The 19,508-nt window shown below is 39.5% G+C and carries 25 protein-coding genes, 1 tRNA gene and 1 pseudogene; all 27 read right to left on the reverse strand.

What is annotated here, in order from left to right:
- Positions 1–14: 14 nt before the first annotated feature.
- Positions 15–329, reverse strand: coding sequence for a hypothetical protein (locus DWV34_RS16095; RefSeq protein ID WP_118476671.1), 315 nt, complete (start codon positions 327–329; stop codon positions 15–17).
- Positions 330–482: 153 nt separating this feature from the next.
- Positions 483–1,790, reverse strand: coding sequence for a hypothetical protein (locus DWV34_RS16100; protein WP_118476672.1), 1,308 nt, complete (start codon positions 1,788–1,790; stop codon positions 483–485).
- Positions 1,791–2,318 carry a putative phage tail protein gene (locus DWV34_RS16105; RefSeq protein WP_118476673.1) on the reverse strand — a complete coding sequence of 176 codons (528 nt, stop codon included), beginning with the start codon at positions 2,316–2,318 and terminating at the stop codon, positions 1,791–1,793.
- Positions 2,309–3,367, reverse strand: coding sequence for a baseplate J/gp47 family protein (locus DWV34_RS16110; protein ID WP_158565701.1), 1,059 nt, complete (start codon positions 3,365–3,367; stop codon positions 2,309–2,311). Before DWV34_RS16110 ends, DWV34_RS16105 begins: the two co-directional genes overlap by 10 nt.
- Positions 3,360–3,767: a DUF2634 domain-containing protein gene (locus DWV34_RS16115; RefSeq protein WP_118476675.1), complete on the reverse strand. Its 408-nt coding sequence runs from the start codon at positions 3,765–3,767 to the stop codon at positions 3,360–3,362. The genes DWV34_RS16110 and DWV34_RS16115 overlap by 8 nt, the downstream gene beginning before the upstream one ends.
- 1 nt (position 3,768) lies before the next feature.
- Complete coding sequence (locus DWV34_RS16120; protein ID WP_118476676.1) at positions 3,769–4,005, reverse strand: hypothetical protein; 237 nt, start codon at positions 4,003–4,005, stop codon at positions 3,769–3,771.
- Positions 4,002–5,720 carry an XkdQ/YqbQ family protein gene (locus DWV34_RS16125; protein ID WP_118476677.1) on the reverse strand — a complete coding sequence of 573 codons (1,719 nt, stop codon included), beginning with the start codon at positions 5,718–5,720 and terminating at the stop codon, positions 4,002–4,004. The genes DWV34_RS16120 and DWV34_RS16125 overlap by 4 nt, the downstream gene beginning before the upstream one ends.
- Positions 5,717–6,364, reverse strand: a complete 648-nt coding sequence (locus tag DWV34_RS16130) for a LysM peptidoglycan-binding domain-containing protein (protein WP_243000912.1) — start codon at positions 6,362–6,364, stop codon at positions 5,717–5,719. Before DWV34_RS16130 ends, DWV34_RS16125 begins: the two co-directional genes overlap by 4 nt.
- Positions 6,365–6,419: 55 nt before the next feature.
- Entirely contained in the window at positions 6,420–8,540 is a 2,121-nt protein-coding gene (locus DWV34_RS16135; protein WP_118476679.1) for a phage tail tape measure protein, read from the reverse strand.
- Positions 8,541–8,765: 225 nt separating this feature from the next.
- Complete coding sequence (locus DWV34_RS16140) at positions 8,766–9,164, reverse strand: phage tail assembly chaperone (RefSeq protein ID WP_118476680.1); 399 nt, start codon at positions 9,162–9,164, stop codon at positions 8,766–8,768.
- A 12-nt stretch (positions 9,165–9,176) separates the two neighbouring features.
- Positions 9,177–9,584 (reverse strand): annotated as a pseudogene (locus DWV34_RS16145) (phage tail tube protein); the annotation flags it as partial.
- Between the two features lie 34 nt (positions 9,585–9,618).
- Positions 9,619–10,662: a phage tail sheath C-terminal domain-containing protein gene (locus DWV34_RS16150; RefSeq protein WP_118476682.1), complete on the reverse strand. Its 1,044-nt coding sequence runs from the start codon at positions 10,660–10,662 to the stop codon at positions 9,619–9,621.
- Positions 10,643–11,104, reverse strand: coding sequence for a phage tail terminator family protein (locus DWV34_RS16155; protein WP_118476683.1), 462 nt, complete (start codon positions 11,102–11,104; stop codon positions 10,643–10,645). Before DWV34_RS16155 ends, DWV34_RS16150 begins: the two co-directional genes overlap by 20 nt.
- On the reverse strand, positions 11,101–11,559 hold the full coding sequence (locus DWV34_RS16160) for an HK97 gp10 family phage protein (RefSeq protein WP_118476684.1): 459 nt from the start codon (positions 11,557–11,559) through the stop codon (positions 11,101–11,103). The genes DWV34_RS16155 and DWV34_RS16160 overlap by 4 nt, the downstream gene beginning before the upstream one ends.
- Positions 11,546–11,899, reverse strand: a complete 354-nt coding sequence (locus DWV34_RS16165) for a phage head closure protein (RefSeq protein WP_199485896.1) — start codon at positions 11,897–11,899, stop codon at positions 11,546–11,548. Before DWV34_RS16165 ends, DWV34_RS16160 begins: the two co-directional genes overlap by 14 nt.
- 9 nt (positions 11,900–11,908) lie before the next feature.
- The gene (locus tag DWV34_RS16170) at positions 11,909–12,199 is read right to left on the reverse strand and encodes a head-tail connector protein (protein ID WP_118476686.1); all 291 of its coding nucleotides are present in this window, start codon (positions 12,197–12,199) and stop codon (positions 11,909–11,911) included.
- The gene (locus tag DWV34_RS17260) at positions 12,186–12,335 is read right to left on the reverse strand and encodes a hypothetical protein (protein ID WP_158565703.1); all 150 of its coding nucleotides are present in this window, start codon (positions 12,333–12,335) and stop codon (positions 12,186–12,188) included. The genes DWV34_RS16170 and DWV34_RS17260 overlap by 14 nt, the downstream gene beginning before the upstream one ends.
- A gap of 9 nt (positions 12,336–12,344) precedes the next feature.
- On the reverse strand, positions 12,345–13,520 hold the full coding sequence (locus DWV34_RS16175; protein WP_330417058.1) for a phage major capsid protein: 1,176 nt from the start codon (positions 13,518–13,520) through the stop codon (positions 12,345–12,347).
- Positions 13,521–13,530: 10 nt separating this feature from the next.
- The gene (locus DWV34_RS16180; protein WP_330417059.1) at positions 13,531–14,127 is read right to left on the reverse strand and encodes an HK97 family phage prohead protease; all 597 of its coding nucleotides are present in this window, start codon (positions 14,125–14,127) and stop codon (positions 13,531–13,533) included.
- Entirely contained in the window at positions 14,025–15,287 is a 1,263-nt protein-coding gene (locus DWV34_RS17775; protein ID WP_118476689.1) for a phage portal protein, read from the reverse strand. Before DWV34_RS17775 ends, DWV34_RS16180 begins: the two co-directional genes overlap by 103 nt.
- A gap of 69 nt (positions 15,288–15,356) precedes the next feature.
- Positions 15,357–17,051, reverse strand: a complete 1,695-nt coding sequence (locus DWV34_RS16190) for a terminase TerL endonuclease subunit (protein ID WP_118476690.1) — start codon at positions 17,049–17,051, stop codon at positions 15,357–15,359.
- Positions 17,041–17,523 (reverse strand): hypothetical protein, encoded by a 483-nt coding sequence (locus DWV34_RS16195; protein ID WP_243000919.1) that lies wholly within the window; start codon positions 17,521–17,523, stop codon positions 17,041–17,043. Before DWV34_RS16195 ends, DWV34_RS16190 begins: the two co-directional genes overlap by 11 nt.
- A gap of 189 nt (positions 17,524–17,712) precedes the next feature.
- Positions 17,713–18,105 (reverse strand): HNH endonuclease, encoded by a 393-nt coding sequence (locus DWV34_RS16200; RefSeq protein WP_118476692.1) that lies wholly within the window; start codon positions 18,103–18,105, stop codon positions 17,713–17,715.
- Positions 18,106–18,123: 18 nt separating this feature from the next.
- Positions 18,124–18,194: transfer RNA gene (locus DWV34_RS16205), tRNA-Arg, on the reverse strand.
- A 276-nt stretch (positions 18,195–18,470) separates the two neighbouring features.
- On the reverse strand, positions 18,471–18,950 hold the full coding sequence (locus DWV34_RS16210; RefSeq protein WP_118476693.1) for a DUF7448 domain-containing protein: 480 nt from the start codon (positions 18,948–18,950) through the stop codon (positions 18,471–18,473).
- 9 nt (positions 18,951–18,959) lie between these two features.
- Positions 18,960–19,217 (reverse strand): hypothetical protein, encoded by a 258-nt coding sequence (locus DWV34_RS17780; RefSeq protein WP_243000921.1) that lies wholly within the window; start codon positions 19,215–19,217, stop codon positions 18,960–18,962.
- A 136-nt stretch (positions 19,218–19,353) separates the two neighbouring features.
- On the reverse strand, positions 19,354–19,494 hold the full coding sequence (locus DWV34_RS17265) for a hypothetical protein (protein ID WP_158565704.1): 141 nt from the start codon (positions 19,492–19,494) through the stop codon (positions 19,354–19,356).
- Positions 19,495–19,508: the final 14 nt, after the last annotated feature.

The raw sequence follows: 19,508 nt of genomic DNA on the forward strand, positions 1-19,508 counted from the left end.
ATATTTTTTCCTTCCTATTTTATATACTGGGCCAACAATGCGAGTAATCCTGTGCCCATTGCTCCTGCAATAGCACCAAGGACCGTATTAAATATTGTCCTCTTTGCATCGTTCCAGTTTTTCGCCGGTTCCTGCTCTAATATTTCCACCTTATCCTTTAAGGTCTCAACGTTAATACTTGTTGCTTTCATTTGCTCACATAGAACTACCATGGATTTTGACATTGTATGAATTTCTAAAGTTAAATTCTCCAATTCTTCTATGCGATGCTGATTGCTTTTTGAGCGTTCCTCTACTTTTGTTAGCCTCTGTTCATGTTCTAAATCCATAGTGGTTCTCCCAATAAAAAAAGAGCCATAGCTCTAAGTATTAATAGTTTCTAATGCTCTTGGTCCTGCTCGTATCTCCATATTCTTTTCTCCTCCTTGCGATGTCGCAAACAAAAAAAGACCAGATTGGTCCTGAACTAAATTCTGAGTTAGTTAATTAAAATATAAAATAGCATACTGAATAGTAATATTGTTTACCGCAGCCTGAGGCAAAATCTGGATAGATCCGCTCTGATAACGCAACTGCAATACTACGTTTGTATTACTCCATGCCGCGATCACCGCAAGTGGCGTTTTTCCTATTGCTGGGGCATCAATCCATGTATTCCATGTCCCTGCTATCAGCGGGGTTGAGACGGTCCCCGATCCTGTGTAACAACCTATTGTAGATGGTTTTAACGTATCTAAAGCCGAATTTAGTTCATTAACCTGTTCTTTCAAACTTTTTTCAATCGAGAGAAATTTAACTCCTTCGTCCCCGCAAATTGCAAATTTATCATTTACGTATTTTGCGTTATTAAACTTCTTATTTGTTGTGAGTGTCGTTTTCCATTCTTTACAATCCGTAGATGTATAAACATTGTGTTCAGTTTGTAGTAAGAACATCCCACTGTAATGTATTAGTTTATTTTTCCCTGTTTCAAATCCTTCTGCAACTTTTACCATTAAGGTATAGTGCTCAGGCTCTGATCTGTATATGTTTCCGGATTGTGTAGTGTAATATAAACGATTGTCTTTAAACAAAATGCTGCTGATTACTTCGTCATTTTTCTCAAAGATCAGCTCTTGCGTTTCTGTACCGCTTCCAATAAGATTTTGATATTCGTAAACGATGTGTTCTGTACATCCAACAAATTTATCCTCATCGTTTATTTTTACAATATCAATTAGTGGTTCGTCCGGGAGTACTCCCAACGTATAAAGATCAAGGGCGTAATCCATGTATGCCCTAATAATCTTACTCCCAATAATCAATGCACGGCTTCCAAACGCTTTTATTTTATTCACTTCCCAATTTTGTGACGTAGGAAATTGAGTAAATTCTCCGCTTTCCCCATACAAGTAGTGAATCATATTTGCGTTTGTTGCTCCAATGTATGTCCCACTATCTAAGTATTCAAGATGTTTAATACGATCGGTGTATCCAACATTTTGCCACTCTTTTGCGTTCGTGGATGTAAGATATGTGAAACTTTGTGTTTCTCCATCCTTGTATCCAAACGCAAGATATCCTTTATCCCCATATGTAATTGTTTCAGGCGTGTATCCAAACAAATCATTTGTTTCTATGTTTCCAATTTTTTTATACAGTTCTTGTTTTGCATTATCCATGTCAACTGTATTTTTCCATACCTTTTCATCTAAAACTCTAAAGCTTCTCGAAATTTCTGCCCCATCTACAAAGTCCTCTTCATCCTGCTGCGTAAGTCCTAAATTCTCTGTATACTTCTTTTCTGCCATTTACCTTACCTCGTTTCTCATTTCATACCATGTTTTTAACTTCAGATCTTTCCACGTTGTGTTTTTATATTCTAACCATTGCCGGTACCGAAGCATAATATCCATTTTTATATTAAGAGGCACGATTGTTTCTAGCAATTTTACAAACTCATCATACATTGCTCGTTTTTTAAGTTCTAAGCGACACATCATTTCCTGAGTGTCATTATCTATAACAATCGTATAATTTCCTTCACCTAATAGATTATCCATACGGTTAATAAGGTCACGGAATGTGTATGGATAGCTGTCATACCATTTAATTAAGATACGGAACCTTCTGTCCTCAAGTGATTCCGTATCTTTCGGATTCACTTTTAGGATTTCTTCTCTTCTCTTTATTCCGTTTTCCGTAGATGTTGTAATGTTCGTATCTTTATCAGCCGCTTCTATATGTCCAAACAACTTTTTTTCTATAATGTCACCTTTGTCATAAACAGCCTTGATCTCATCAATGGCTATCACGCATTCAGGGTATTCTAATTGCATATAATATCCCCCTGAACAGGTATTACGTTTTCATCAAGTGTTATATTTGCAGTGAGATCGTTCAATTTTATTTCCGTCACATCTTGGACTCCTTCAATGTTAAATATTGCATTTTCAATTCCTGCTTTCCTTACCACAATATTATCTTTTTCTATCCATTCTTTTCTAAGACCAAGAAAGTATTCTGAAATTTCAATCTCGATCTGACTCTTCAGATCTTCGTATGCGTAACCATCGTCAAAGATTAATACCATATTAACGTCAATTTTTTCTTCTATTACTCCATTTATCACAACGGAATGCCCAATCGGAGCAATCCCTATTCCATCTCCATTATTTTGCAATGGATCTACTGCCTCTTGTACTCGCTGTATGACATCATCAGCTGGTCTTTCATACGTAGAAGAAATCACATACGCCGGGATAGTTCCTCCCTCTCTGCGATACACTTTTACCCCTCCTACGCCCTCGATCTTTCCTATCTCCTGAATGTAATACGCTTTATTGCCCGCAAAAGGTTTAATTTCAAAACTGTCCAGTAATCTCATCCGATATGATTCTTCATCCTCCTCTTCTCTTCCAGGTTCAATGAGTTCAACCAACTCGGCTGTTTCCAGACCGTCGATATCATCAAGTGGTGTTAATTCTCCCATCCACCCATTTGGATCCGTCCCCGTCTCTTCGCATTCCAGCTTGTACGTATGTGTTATATCGTCAATCAATTCTGTAACGATATAATCATAATCGTCTCCGGAAAACTCACTTCCGATTTCTACCGGAATATTAAATTTCCCTTTGAAAACTGCTGCTGTTGCTTCTTCGATATAGATACCTTTCTCTTGACCGAATAATACAAGGTGGTCCAGATCGGCCGTATCCGGATAAATATTTTCATATACTGCGGCCAGTTGAAGATACGCTTCTTCCAGCTGTGCTGCACATTTTGAACAAGCGTGGTAAATTAAACTCCCCTCAGAAGTATCCAGACCGTCCGGCATATCTTCCATCATAAGTTCAAGGATATATTCAAATGTCATTTCTTCATACATTGATATCAACTTCCTCCTCTCCATAGTCCGTAATGATCGTAAATGTAATTTTGAGTGTGCTTTCCTGCCTTTCTATCTGAATGTTCTCAATCCCATTGACATAAGGATTCTCTGACACGCATTCCGTTACAAAACGATTGACTTCTGATTCTATGTATTCGTCCGAATTATTCGATCCAATTAATTCTCTCAATTCGCTTCCATAGTCCCATGAATATTGGTAATACTTGTATCTAGGAATCAATAAGGCAAGATAGCACCATGCAGCAATAGCCTTTGATCCTTCAACAATTTTCCCGGTCAGCTTTCCTGTCGCAAAATCTACCTCATACTCTTTTGGATACCACTCTTCTTCTTCGTTAATATCCTCTTCTTCTGTATCTTCTTCAAATGGAAACATATCACACCACCTTACAAATAATTATGTAGAGATCATCTCTTATCTTATATACCAATACCAAGTCCCCAGCTTTCAGATCTTTTATATTTTCGTTGATCTTATAGTCGTCTGTATCTAATTTGTTCCCTCCGACTTGTATTTCTGTTGAAGATACTGCTTCGGCCAACTGAAGCTCTTCAGGATTTGTTTTGCTTCCCATCTTCTTCATGATCTCTAATAACTGTTCATATTGATTCACAGCACCCTCCTTCCCTGCATCCAATGCTTGACATAATATGTGCTGTTTAGATTGCTGATCTTCACCCCTCCGGAACTTGAACAGTGTATAAACTGTTTATTGCCAAGGTAGATCCCGACATGAGAAGCCCCGGCCTTATAGGTCCCCTGGAAGATTATCAGATCGCCTTTCTTCAAGTTCTTTTTTGAGATCTTCTTTCCTTTAGTTGCCTGGGCCTCTGCTGTTCTCCCAATACTGATTCCGGCCGCTTTTTTAAAAACATATTGCGTGTATCCAGAACAATCCGATTTACCACTCTGTGGGCTTGCAGCACCAAATACATATCTTACTTTCCCTTTATATGTTTTTGCTTTAGCGATTACTTTATCCGCTTTCCCTCCGGATGCACTTGTCTGCTTAAATCCCGTTCCATTCCCGATGATTGCGTATCCTTTTCGCTTTCCAAATTTATTGCACTGTGCTTTTGTCTTCATTAATAAGTCAAAGTGATAAACTCCATTTTCAATGTTGATCCGTCCGCCGCGGTCATTGACCTTATGCACTTTTTTGTCCCTGGACGTTTTCGTTCCAAGGACCTGAATCTGTTTTCCGTAGGAAATTGACTTCGGCGCTGCGCAGGTATATTTTGATGGATCGAGCTTTTTCCCTTTGCAATCATAAAATCCGCCTTCCATTTTATTGTTGGCCGGGTAATATGCCGTGAACAAAGCTTTTACTTTTTTTCCATTCAGTATCCCTGTGCTCTTTGTCTTATTATCTTCCGTATCACCATCCTGGGTATCCATGACGTTTTTAAATGCAAGTTCTAAAGTCATCATGTGCGTGCCGTTTTCCCAGGTATGGGAGTCATTTTCGATGTAAAATTTTCCGGTCAGTCCGGAATCATCATCATGTATTTTTAATCCATATCCTGAGATACACCGGATGTCACCAATCGCAGTAATGGACGCACTTTTTTCTATTCCTGTTAGTGTGTTCTTTGCTTCTTTTTTCCCGCTGCCTTTGTCAACCGTAATCGCCTCCTGAAAGGTTCCATACGTTTTCATCCATTTCTTGTTTGTTACCGTGCCAATCTTCTTATTCTTTTCATTATATATTGCGACTTTATTGATCACAGAATCGCTTGTCTCCTGAAACTCCGATTCTGTGATTCCCTCTCCCTGATTCAATTCAATTTTAAGTAGTTTTCCCTTTTCTATTACAGAAAGCTTATCCCCTACCATAACCGGCATATATTTCTTCCCTTTTTTTCGGTATGCCTTTGTGTAAACTGCCAGGATCATGTTGTAGTATTCTTTTTCTTGAAAGAAGATTTTTGATATTTTTACCCCAGTTTTCGCTAGGCTTGTTGTCTTAATCTTCAGGTCTTTGCAGATCAGTTTCACGATCTGCTCCGGTTTTTTCTTTTTAAATTTGTACGTTCCTTTGCTTCTTAACAAATGAATCATAAAGTCATTGCAGGTGATGGTTGTATTTCCTGCTTCTCCGGTCCTGGTTCTGGTTGTCACCTTTCCGTGAAATAACTTATCATCTCCATCGTAAAAACAAACAATATCTCCGACTTTTATATCAGGAATTTTAAAATTCTGATCACCGGCCGGATTTAATAGTCCAAATTCAAAAGTCCTTGCTGCCTGATAACTGCTTCCTGACCAAGAATAGTTCGATGTAATGTCTGTAATGTCATTGTTTTTCCACTTAACTTTTAGGCTCATTTTTCTATCACCAGCTTTGTTCCGGGGTAGATCCAATGTCCGTTACTGGACGACTTCCTCCCGTGTTTTTTTGCAGTTTTTTCAATGATCGTTTTGTTTTTCTTGTAGATTCTTTTCCAGTTCGATGATTTTCCCGTTTTCTTCTTTGCAATACCCCATAGAGTATCTCCTTTTTTCACCTTATATGTTGATGTTTTTGTTTTCTTGCTCGATCTCTTTTTTGTCTTACTTTTCTTTTTTACTTTTTTCCCTGACTTTGTATTTGTCTTTTTGGGCTGTACTGTATATTTGACTACCACATACTCTTTTAAACTGAGCGCAAAACTGACATCTTCGGTTCCATCATCTTGCCCATATTCAAAGCTCTCAATGCTTACCGTCATATTAATATTTGGTTTTCCGGTAATCATAAGTTGTGGTGTAACTTTTCCATCTTTCCAAGACTTTATCTTTTTTACATAATGCCATGGATCTGTATTAAATCCTTTATATTGACAGAAATCATATTCCTGTGCTGGGAAAAAGGCACTGATTTCAACTGTTCTCAGTGCCTTTTCTCCAAGCAGATTTACTTCCCCTTTTCGATGTACGTTTACGCTTGTATTGTTTTGTCCGTCTGAGATTTTATAAGAAGACGGGATCACTGCAAGCCTGATTTTATCACTTCCATTGTTTAACCAAAATTCCCTTTCTTCCTCCTCACACTACAACTTTTAATAGTTTCTTTACAATCGCATCCACAATACGGTCAATATCTTTATCTTCCCTAATGATAATCTGATCGGCTAATTTTTGAATTACGATTGATTTCTTTCCTTCTTCTTTGGCTTTTTGTATGCTTTTATCGTGCGGCCAAACCTTTGCACCTTTTGGCAGATCAACGATCTCTCCACCCTTCTCGTTAATCTGTGCGATACCGCCTTTCCAATTTTGAGTGCCTTTTGCAAGCGCCGGGATCTTTGGAATATTCACTCCAAAGCTTTTCCCTCCGTATTTCCCTGGAACCCATGATGGAATTTTAATCTTCAGTTTGTTCAGCCCGCCGATGACGGTATTTACTAGACCGATAATTCCATTCAGCGGCCGCTTTGCTATTCCTAACAACGCCTCAAAAATTCCAGAAAATATTTTCTTAACGCCCTGCCAAGCCTTTTTCCAATTCCCCGTAAAAACTCCGGAGATAAAATCTACAATCCCCGAAAAGGCTTTCGTGACACCTTTGATAATATCCAGTGTAGATTTCAGCCATCCTGAAAAGTATCCGATCATCAACTTCATTGCCAGCTTCACGATTTTCAGCAACGTTCCTCCGATAAACTTCACTATCGGTGCAAGAGCTTTTAGTAAACTCTTCAATATTTTTATGATTGTTTTAAATGCACTATTTATATTAGAGGCTATCGCTTTTACGGTCTTTCCTAATTGCTTTACGTCAATTCCTGCACTTTTCATGGCCGATATCACGAATTTGGCCATCTTCTTTGCACCAGTGCTGATTTTGTCCCAGTTTTTATAAACTAAGACTGCTGCTGTTACTATTGCCAGTAACGCAATAATCACAATACCGGCCGGACTTTTGATCATTGCGGCAATACCGCCAAATCTATTGATATTTCTAAGCAACCGTGCCCATGCAAGATAAGATTTCCCTACCCAAAAAACCATCTTTCCAAACATTAAAATCACTGGCCCGATTGCCGCCGCTACCATAGCGACTTTAACGATCGTCTCCTGCGTCTTTGGATTCAGTTTTGAAAACCGTTCTGATAGATCCTTTACCTTATTTGCCAGCTTTGTCGCTGGTGGAACAACTACTTTTAAGACAGCCTCCCCGAAAACCGTCATTCCATTCTTTGCAATATTGACAGACTTTCTGATCTTGCTCAGCGGCGTTTGAATTGCTTTTAATGCTTTCTCTGTGGATCCCGTTGAATCCTTCATCTTCTTTGTCTTCTGATTGAAGGTATCATATTGGGAACCAGTCAGGGCCAATGCACCGACCAAGGCCCTTGAATTTCCAAACAGTTTTGCCATTTTGTCGGACTGTCCGCCTGTCTCTTTTTTCAAAATTTGAAGGACCCCACTCATACCCTTCGCCTTGATCATTGCTTGCCCGTTTTGATAGCCATATTTGGCCATCAGATTTTGCATGGATTCCGTAGGCTTTAAAAGCCCCGTGAAGATTCCTTTCATCTGCGTGGTTACTTCTGCTGTATTTCCTGTGACCCCGGTCAATGTCGCCATGGATCCGAACAGTTCTTCGTAGCTTACATTCAAGCTGTTTCCTAATGGAAAAAGCGGTTGCATACTTTCCGCCATCTCTGGAAACGTGGTCACTCCAAGCTTTTGCGTCTGGAATGCCAGGTCAGAAATTTTCTTTGCGGTCGTTTCTGAAATGCTATTGTACCCTTTCATTCCGGAAGAAATCAGGGATACAGAGTCTTTCACTTCGGCTCCGCCTGCTTTCGCGGATTTCGCCATGGCATTAAATATCTTTTCTGTTTTTTTCCCTCCATCACCCAGGCTCGAAATCGCTTGATACATTCCTTTTGCCGTTGTATCAAGCCCCAGCCCGGTATCATTCGATGTTCTCAGAACCGCGTCTTTGTATCCCTGTAAATGGCTCGTATTGTCTAACAGGGTATTAATCTGCCCCATGTTCCTTTGGAAAGTGTCAGCCATCTTTCCACTCGCCACCCCAACCCCTATGATTGGCATGGTGACTTTTCTGGTCAGAGAAGAACCAACAGATTGAATTGATTTTCCTGCCTTTTGAATCTGTTTTGCCTGCCGCTGCATCAGCCCCGTCTGATGCTCCATGTTTTTTGCGGCCTTCGACAATGGTGATGAAAACTTATCGACTAATCTGAGTGTCGCATCAATTACTCTGCTCCTTTTGCGCCTCCTCTCTCTCTTCGCATTCTTTCATCAGATACCCATACACCACTTGCCGCTGATTTGGACCCATCTTCATGTGTTGCTCTGGCAGAATGTTATGATCTCGAAAAAGAAGATACCCCATGCTGATATCTTCTTTTCGGTAAATTAGTTTTTTATTGTTTCCGCCTTAACCTTTGGTGCGCCCAATTCGGAAATTGCATCTGCAATTTCCATAACCTCACTTTTAAAAATAAGTTTCGCCAAATCCTTAGGGCTTGCTGCTCCAAAATGCTGTTGAAGATCTTTATTCCTTAAGTCTGGATTCACAACTCCTTCCGTTGTGATAAGAAGATTCACACCATACATTTTTGAAAAATCTGCTGTTCCTGTCTCTCCGTCCACAGCACTGCACTGAAGTTCTGATAATCTTTCCGGATCAATCTCTCGAATCAATATTTTTGAATCCCCGGTTAGTTCTTGCATTCTTCCTGATTCATATGTTTTTTCTCTCTTCTCTGTTATCTTCTTCTTATCAATCTGTAATAATTTATCAATCAAATTCATTTTTATCTCCTCCTATACCGCGTCAATTAATTCTGCATTTTCAAAGGTAAATGCATAGGACTCTTCACCTAATTTTCCAGCTTCCCAGTCCGCTATCGTTAATTCATCAAAGTTTACGCCGGTTATTTTTACTCGTTCATTTCCAGCAGCGGCCGGATCTTTTAGATTTGAAATGATCGTTATATCCGGCATTTTCCCTTGTTTTACATCCTCAAGCAGCAACTTCAGCATATACGAGGAAACTTTATTTAATTTTAATGTACCAGTTCCCTCAATCTCCGTGATCTTCTTTCCTTTTGTAAGAGTCCCAGTCTGGTTTACATCTGCTTTTGTAATCTTATATTTTGCTTCGAGCCCAATCGCTTCAGCCATGTATTGTTCATTTAACCAGACTTCACCCCAAGTTCCGTTAATTACTTGATTTGCTTTGTAACTATCCCTTTTTCTCTACCTCCTAAATCGTGATCTCCATGATAATATCTTCGATTGCGTCAACAATTCCGATACTTGCCTTCAGGAAGACACTGTCACCGGTGTTTGCTTTCTTCAAGTCATCGCTGGACATTTCCGTTGTGTCATATCCTGCTGCCTCCAAATATTCTTTGTTTGCTTCTATGTCAATTTCTACCGCTGCCGAAGATAAAACACTCTGTTTTACCAAGTCATCCAAATAATTTTGAATCGCCGATACTAAAAGACACTTATTGTCGTATGTATTTGGAACCTTCCCAATCCAGTCATTACGGACTGTCCGTGTGATATCTGCCTGTATCGTGTCCGTAATGTCAATTATTTTAATCTTTTTTTGTTGTTCTCCCTTATCTGAAGTTATTGTTTTTAATGAGTTTACGCCCCTTGCAATGCGAATATCTTCTCCATCGTAGAAAAGGATCAATTTCCCTTCATTGATTGCACTGTCCATTTCTGCTTTCTTCATTCTTGTACAATCCTGTACTTCCGGAAGAACAAAGTAAGTTGCAGACATTGTGATCGGCGTTCCTGCTAGGAGTCCGGCGATACGCGGGCAAAATTGATCTGCGGTGTATTCCGCATCATCGACTACCGTCTTCTCCGTTGAGTAATTTATAACTGCTTCATGATCGGCTGCATAATTCATAACTGCCTTTACATTTTTCCCCTGCGCTCTTTGCTCTTTTACCCAATCCACAACTTTTTGTGGGACCCCTTCTGCCGTTCCATTAAGCGCAAGATAGTCAATTCGCTCACTTTCCAGCGTTTCTAATGCGGTGTCTATTTCTGTAAATCCTTCTCCCGCAAAAACAATAACTGTTCGTTTTGGCTTCTGTTCTCCCCCGATTAAAGACATTTCAACTGCATTTTTATCTACTCCCGATGGAACCTTGTCCCCCGGAGCAAGTTTTAAAATTTTTTCTTTATGTGTTGCTGCCAGGATTAACCCAACGCTTTTAGAACCGGCTCTATCTGTTACACTTTTGGCCAGCTCTGAAAATCTGATGCTAATTTGTGGCATTCCCATGTGTTATTTCCTCCTTTACTCTTACATCTTTGATTTTCGGTTCTGTTGCGATTTGACGAATATCCTCGTAAAATTCAAGATTGAATACAAATTGCATGATGTTCTGCGCTTTCCCGGTGTATCCTATCTCTGCATCCATGACCATTAATTTCTCTTCGCAAACTTCAATATAGTCTCCGATCCCCTCTCTGATCTTTTCGGCTATTTCAAGCTGTTTAGATTCATTCTTTTCTTTTTGAAAGAACGTTGTTTCAATCATGCATTGTGATTTTACAATACTGATTGTTGCTCTTTCTCTGAAAATAAGCGGAATAATACGCACAAAAAAAGAAGGGGTTTTATATCCTTCTTCTATTTCTATGGAATATATTTTTTTAATTTCCGGACATTGCGTTTTCAGGATCTTGATATAGGCATTCTTTATGCTTTTTAATTCTATCACTTATTTGCCTCCTCACATATCCTGTTCAGCATCCGTTCCGCCCGCTCTGCGTGTTTTTCATGCCACTTTGCAATAACCGGCTCTTTGATCCGTTTCCCAGGAACAAACCCGACCGTCTGACCTCCATTTTTGAGTTTCTTCCCTTTTCTGCTGACCGGAGTGACCATCTCGTGTCCATTGTTAATCAAATGAAAATGAGGATTCTTTTTTCCTCCCTCGGCAAGAAAGTTTGTTTCAAAATTCGCTCTGAAACGATATATCTTGTCAAATCGAAATCCTTTTACTATATTTCCGGTTCCCTTTTTTACCTTATTCCATGTCTCTCGTCTCATATCTTTTTTAAATTCAGATTGTTCTTTTTTCAAGGTACTTTCAGCAAGATCCGGGAATTTCTTTGCGGCCGCTTCTAACTGCTCCTCGATCTCTTCAATTCCATCAAAGTCAAAAGATATCATTTATATCACCTTCTTTGACATACTCCGTACACTGAATCTCAAGCATCTGGTGTTGTTCCTCTAGATCCGCAACATATTTGACTTCTAATTTTTTCCCCTTATACTCAAGGATTGTATCAGTTTTAATGTCTTCCCTGTACCTTGTATAGATCACATAGGAGATCTCCGGGATAATTTTTAATGCCTCATAGTATTCCCCTCCCCGGATAGATTTGACAGTCGCCCATATTTTCGACCCTTTTACTTCCCGAAAGACCGTCTGCCCCATATCATCTTCTATTTCTTCCCTTGATATGATAAAGATTTTTTTGTTCATTTTACCAATATTAATTTGCTTCATCATGGCCTCCTAAATCAAATTTTGTGAATATTGATAAATGATATTTTCCACGACCCGGTTCATGTTCTGGTTATCAACATACATTCTTCGGTTATCATACATATCTTCTACAAGAACAAGAATTGCTACTGTCAGATCATCACTTGAGTTGATCTTCTGATCATCAATGCCAGTCTGATTTTTTATGTAGCCGATTGCAGCGGAATGAAATATTTCAATGTCCTTAAAATCGCTTTCTTCGGGATCGTCAATTTTTAGGTAGTCAGCTATGTACTCCGGCGTGAGTTCATTTGCTTTCATTCTTTGTTTTCCTCACTTTTTCAATGTACCCCACTTTCAGGAGGTCTTTTACGACCTCCGTCTCTTTACACTCTCTAACTTCTCCTTTTGACATTGTGATTGTACCGCAAAAATTTTTCAGTGCTCGAATCTCCATAGACTCCTCCTATGATGCTTTCATTTTCAGCTTCGCAATCTTCTGCACGTCTGCCACCTTTGTATCAATTTCCATCCAGGCAACCACACCAACGGCGTGCATTGTTGCATATTTTTCTCTTAATACTTCGATTGTAGCTTCTTCTGTGACCTTCACAGCAAGGCCGCTCATATCCCCGTAAATGATTGCTTCTTTTCCTGCTTCCATCTTATCCATGTTGTCAGAGCAATACACATCTTTTCCAAGCAAAGTATAACCCCATTTCGCCGATACATCCCTGTTTAATAGATAATTTCCGTCAGAGTCTTTCAGTTTCCGAATGGCTTTTCTTGTTGTCTTGTTCATAATCCAGATGCAGTCTCCCTGGTATGTATCAGGCACTTCTTCCTGCACGTCAATCAGCTCATCGGCTGTGATTGCGTTTGCTGCTTCCGCAGTTATCACCTGTTTTACCCCGGTCATTCCTGCCGCTTTATCTGCTGTTCCAATCAGACATTCATGTTCTACGAATTTTGCAATCGCTTTACCCATGTAATCAATGACCTTTTGAAGAACATTGAAATTGCTGTTATTCATCAGTTTTTTTGACACCAGCGTCAGCGCTCCGGCCAAGAATCCGGATAAATCAATGGATTTGAATGACCCAGAACTTGAAGTCAGTTCAGTAAACTCATCCGCATAAGCCATTGTAATAGAACTTGTTTCTTCGTCATAATATGGAATCGAAATATTTCCGCCTACATTATACCGATCTGCCATCTGGTATACCGGGCAGATATCAACGACCTTTTCAATTATCTTGTTCATAATTGAATTTGGAATGACTGCCCCGTTATCCGTAAATGTTAGTTTTTCTGCACGCTCTTCGGTTGCGTTTCCTCTGAGATAATCAACAAATGCTCTTTCTTCCACACTGAGTTCTTCTGTTTTTTGTTCCTGCTGCTCTGTTTTTTTTGTAGGATACATCGAACGGACTTTTTCTTTTGCCTTGATCGTGACGTCAATTCCGGCGATCTTCTTTTCCAGATCGTCAAATTTTCCTTGCTCTTCTTGGCTCATGGCGCGCTCTTCGGTTTCTGCCGTTTCTACAATCCCTTGTAATTCTTCCAGATAGGCGGCCCTCTGTTCTTTTAGCCCCTTAATGTTTTCTGCTCTTTCCTGGATTTCTTTTTTTGTTGTTACAATTCTTCTCTGCTTATTCCTTAATTTTTCCTCCTAAATTTTTAATTCTGTTTTTGTATGATGAAAGATCCGGTTTTTCTCCGGCTCTTAAATCCTCATATACGGCCTCTGTCTCCTCGGCCCGCTCCTCAATCACTTCTTCCCCTTCCGACCGCAAATAGACCGAAGTTCCTGCATAACACGGAAGTTTCCTTTCGTCAATCAAGGAAACTTCTTTTAGTTCAAGCTCTTCCACATACCTTCGCTTCACCCCGGTTTTTGTATCTTCTTCACTTGCTTTCTTTTCGACAAAACCAAAGGACCAGCCCCGAAGTTTCTTTTCTTTTGCTTTTTTCACGATCTCAGCGTCCGTGATCTCTGCAATCGCCCGAAGTCCAATATTATCCTCAAATAATTTTATATTTTCCTTCGTGCTTCCAAGCTTCCTTGAATGATCATGATTTAGTAGAATCTCAATATCATCTGCCCGCTCTAATGCTTTTTTGAAAGCTCCGGGGACAATCTGTTCTATAAATTTTTCTCCGGTTCTTCGGTCCCTGATTGGCCTGCTGTCTCTCCCGACTGCATTGACGTATCCGTCAATGAGGACGGATTGTTCTCTAAGTTCAATTCTCCTACTTCTTCCCCCTTTCTTAATTTGTTTAGATCAATCGTTTTATTGGTATTTAATACATAAACTTTATTTGCAACTGGATCAAGTAGCCCATCATTTAATCCTAGTTTTATAAACTCAACTCCCAGCTGCGGCATCTTCTCTTTCTTTCTAACTTCATCTACTTGTAAGAATCCTTTTTCAATTCCTGTTCCGTATGCAGCATATCGTTTTTCAATATCGCTTCGGTTCAGGTCATCTGTATCTGCCTCAAAGTAATATTGTCCCTTTTCTGATTCAAGGAGCATCGCCCGGTTGATAGCAGTTTCCAGAGCTTTTAAGACGTTATTGATCTCATATTTAATAAAAATTTTCTCATCTCGCTCTGTGGCTTTTCCTTCAATCATTGCTGGCGGAGTTCCGACAATCTTACACGCCTCTATCCCATTTGTTTTTTTATTTTCATTGAGCTGCATCTCCACCGAAGTATTCGATGCTTCCTTGAAGTCCATACCATCGTTTAAAATCACGACACTTTCTCCATTATTTGAATAAAGCTCTCTCCATGCTTCTTTCAAATAATTGATTTGTTCTTTTTTAAGGCGGCGATCTGATTTTAGAAATCCTTTTTTGTTCCCACCTTTTGATGTAAGATTTCTCTCAAATCTTAGAGCAGCCCAGGCAACTGACAGCAGTTCCTTATTTTCTTCTATGATACTTTTTCCCCTAATTCCATCTTCTGTATTTCTCAGCAATCGAATCCAGTCTTCCGGATCATATGTATTTCCCTGTACCATGATCTGATAATCCTTGAAAATAACATCCGTGTTTTCCTGGAATGAAATATTACTTTCTTTTACATAATGCAGGCTTTCTATCTTCCTTCCATTTTTATTTATATAGGCGTAACCGCCTTTTCCAAGAAAATAATCCATGATTAGTGCATGTTTGAACTGGTAGCCGTCCAACGTATCCCCGGTATCTTCATTTAAAAGAACCGTTCTTTCGTCCTCTACCACTTCATTTTTATCACCGTTCCTTTTATAAAGCTTTATAGGGATTGCCGCCACTGTATCCGCTATTTTAAGAATTGCCCCCGCAAGGGATGGAATATTCATCGCTTTTTCCCGATCCATTTCAACACCATAGATAAAGGCTCTTAACAGAGCTTCGTTCATTTCCGGTGTTTCTTTAACTGCAGGCTCCGCCCGTTCCTTTCTTTTAAAAAACTTCCTTTTATACCTCCTTTATGCCATCTGACATATAAACCCATCATTTCCATACAACATATCCTGCTGAATTAAGTAGATTGCATTGATAAGGGAAATTACCATATCGACTTTTCCACTTGATTTTTTCTTATTCACATATTTATTTAAATTTGTGTCCTCCGTGCACCTGGCATTTTGAAAATTAATTTCAAGTAAGCGATTACTTTCATACTGAAATTCATGCTGAAGGATTTTTTCCTTCAGCAATTTCGTAGGCATATGAAGTACAGAACTATGCTGTTTAATGTCGACACATTCAAATCCTTCCGCTTCAAGTTTTTGCACCGTTGCAAGCGCATTCCACTTGTCATAGCCAATTTGGACAATTTCAACATCAAATTTCTTTTCGATATTCAGGATGAATTTTTCAATTTCTCCATAATCAATAACTTCTTCTCCGCAGGCATAACAATATCCATTTCTGATCATTTTTTTATAATCAACATGCTCTTTGTTTGACTTATATTCAATCTTGTCAGCCGGCAAAAATCCAAAGACCTTTGCATAAATAACCCCATCCTCCTCTGTTACCATAGCAACCGCTGTATTATCATCCGTCATAGAAAGGTCAACTCCCAGCCATACGCGGCGACCTTTCCAAAATTCTAAGTTTTGTTCTATCCTGCACTCTTTTACTTTCTGTACATCAATATAACCTTCGGTTCCAAGCCCTTTGTACAGAATGTTGCTGTGCTTACATAAGTAATTTTCTCTTTTATTTTCGTAAAGAACCGCTAAGGTCCTTTTTTTCTTGATTTCTTTAAAAATATATTCATGCGCTACGGCTACCGGGTTACTCTGATAGATCACCCGGTCATCCGTTTTCCACGTGTCCCCGGTCTGTAACTCCTGATCCGGTTCGTATAACAGCGAAAAATATCGCCGGTCATCCGTCAGACCGTCCAGTGTTTTCTTTGCCAAGTCAATTTCATCTATCAACACATTGTTATCATTTGGATATTGGGTTGAAATGATAATTCCAAGTTTATTGAATAACGTGATCTGCGAAGACCTCATAGCCTCAACCGGGTATTCATCTAGTGCGCCTGCTTCATCCGCCAGGAATGTATTTGCAAGCTTTCCATCCATGCCGTCCTTGCTATATGCAAGCGGAGTGTATTCATTTTCATTCAAAGTACAAATTATCTGACTTCTCAAAAGCTTAAATGCGGATTCATCTTCATCGTATAGTGCCGGTGATACTTTTATAATTTTGCGAATCGCTTTTTGCAACTCACTGGAAAGTGATAAATCCGGCGCAACAGAAAAAAACCGGGAAAAATCCGGTTCTGTAAGCATCAATATAATAAAGATCACTGCGCTGGTAAAGGTCTTGAAGTTCTTTCTTGCAATTTCTAGCAATGCAGTAACATAAAAACGGGATTCAAATTCAGAATTTCTCAGCTTTGTACAAAGAGTTGCGGTAATAAACAGCCATGCGTAATCTTCCAGCCCATCGAAAATGCTGCATCTAAGGTCCGGGTGGATCATGATTTTTGTTAACCTGCATATTTTCTCATATGATTCTTCATCGACATAAGCATCCGGATCGTTGCCGTCTGCAATGTTAATCCAGTCCCTTGCCTGCTTTTTTACATACTTCGGTACCTTACCATCCGTTTCATTGACACACCAAGTCGCATACTGATAAGCTTTTCCGTCATGAACCATTCAATGCCTCCATCAGAGGATTTTTCTTTTTTTCCACCTTTTTAGGCACCGAACGTAAAGCGGATGCAATGGTCATTATATTTTCTTTCTCGATTTCCAGCAGCATTTTTCTTTTTGACTGCACCTGGCGGTCCAGAGCAATTAAGTTTTTTTGCATACTGTTTTCTATCCCGTAAAATTCTTTTGGTGTCATTTCCTCATGTTCAATCAATTCATCTGCTTTTTCCTGAAGATCGCAGAGCTGTTCAAACATTTTTTCTCTTTTTTTCTCAAACTCAAAACACTCAGCGTAGAGAAGACAATACCGATTGATCACAACTCCGTATAAATCATCATTTTTTTCAATATTTTTGAGTAATTTTTTTATTCTGAGGAACTCTTTATGAGCAATTTTATTCTGTTTTACTTCCGGTTTTTCTCTGATTTCTTCTCCGGTCAGCAAAGATTGTTCAGCCTGCTTGCGCTGGCGCATTTCCTTCTTTGTCCGATGGGAACGACCTTCCATCTCAATTATATTTGTTGGCTTTGTAGGTGTTGGCCTTATTATCCCTCCTATCTTTTCAAATTTGAAAACCTGATGTGGGAATAAATTATGGATAAAGGTAGGGCGTCGGTCTACAAGGCCGATGGTATTTTATTTTGCTGTCCCCAGGGGGGGCTGCTACATCTCATCTGCCTTGCTGTTCTGCTCCTTTGCGATCTGTTTTAATATCCTTCTGCTTATATTCCCCTTCTCTGCCTCTTCGTGATGATACCCGCAGAGAGTAATCAGGTTGTCATCATCCATCCTCTTATCCCAAGCTTGGGATAACGGCTCAATATGATGTACTGATATGTTGTTATAGTTATGCTCCTCTATTGTTCCCTTCATCTTCCTAATGCAGCACTGGCAAAGGTAAGCGTCTCTTTCCCTGATCCTTATGCTTTTCTTTGTCCATGCCCTCGATCCGTGGAACTTTGTTTCCTTTGTATTCTTCTTATTTGTTTGAGGTTTTTTCCCACAGTTGAACTTACTGTCATGGATCCTTCCACAATATTTACAACTTTTCAGCATCTTATCCTCCTGACAAAATTGCGGACATAGGAGTCGAACCTATAACTTCGGCTAAGGAGACCGATGTGATACCCTTTCACTAATCCGCGAACATGTATCCAGGAATCGAACCTGACTCTTCCGGTGCGCCCGGTTGTTTTCACCAGTAAACTACTACATGTTTAGCAGTCAGCAATGACGAATCCTCGCGATAATACGTCATTGCTGTGGCCATTCTACTAAATGTGGAAAGAAGGAATCGAACCTTCTATATACCGTTCCACAAAATAAGGGAACAAAGACTGCTGCCGTTTGGCTGCCTTCCCTGTTCCCTATTCCGATACTACTATAATACCTTAAATAAATGTATGTGAGTACGGTTCTTTTCAAAGTGTATCTTCAAACAGTATATCTTCATCTTTTAAAAAGATTATTCCGTGTCCGTAGTAGCCGTTATGATCGTTGTATACTGCGAATTGTAATATTGTTCCGTCTGTAATCACAAGATCAACAAACTGTATTCCACCGGCTCCATATCCAAATGGTGCCGTGTTCTCAGCCTTTTCTTTGTTCAAGGCTACATCTGTGAGATTTACTTCTTTTATCTCCTTTCCTATAAACCGCTCAAAATCATCTTCACTTGAAAAATATCCCCATTGTTCGAAGCAATTTTGCCTATTATCAATCAGTATACACAATTCATGTTTATCTGTTGTGATTTTATATCCGTCATATTCACCGCGTCCTTTCATAGCATTAAGTATTTGCAACATACCTAAACGGCTCCCTTTCATTCCGTCTATCTTTCCCGTATTCCTAAGTATTACACCATATATTTCCTCTATCGCTTTTATCTTTCCTAGCATTGATTCCTCCTATATTTTTTTAGAAAGTAAAAAATAGAATTTCCTTCTGCGGTCATAAAACATGTCTTTTCCTGCCGGCATATTCATAACCGTTGTCAGATATTTAAATGATGCACCTTCTTCTGTGACGTTTTTCAAAATGTATTGATATAGTTCCCCACTCGCCTCAATGGCTGTTTGCTCTATCATTTCTACATTTTTTGCCGCCTGCTGCCGGATAATCGCAAGGTTTTGTGTTGCATCTCCCGTCTTGTTCCCCCTAGACATGCCGTTTATCTCCTGACTTCCCAATGTATCCGTTTTATATTTCAGAATATCTCTGAACTCATGGTAACGCATTGCGAAATGGTAAGCCTGGTAAAATGCATGCTTAGTAACACCCCACTTTTCTTGAGATATCGGCCTAATATTTTGCATCTTTCTGTCCCTCTTTTGCAGGATAGTTTATGACACATCCCTGACCAGCTTTCCAATAGTCACACTCTTTACACTTCTTTGAACTGCAATAGCTTTCTGCTGCCTTTAAAATTTCTTGTTCTGTCATTTCCTTGTGGTCTC

Source organism: Anaerostipes sp. AF04-45 (assembly GCF_003461725.1).
GTDB lineage: Bacteria > Bacillota > Clostridia > Lachnospirales > Lachnospiraceae > Anaerostipes > Anaerostipes caccae.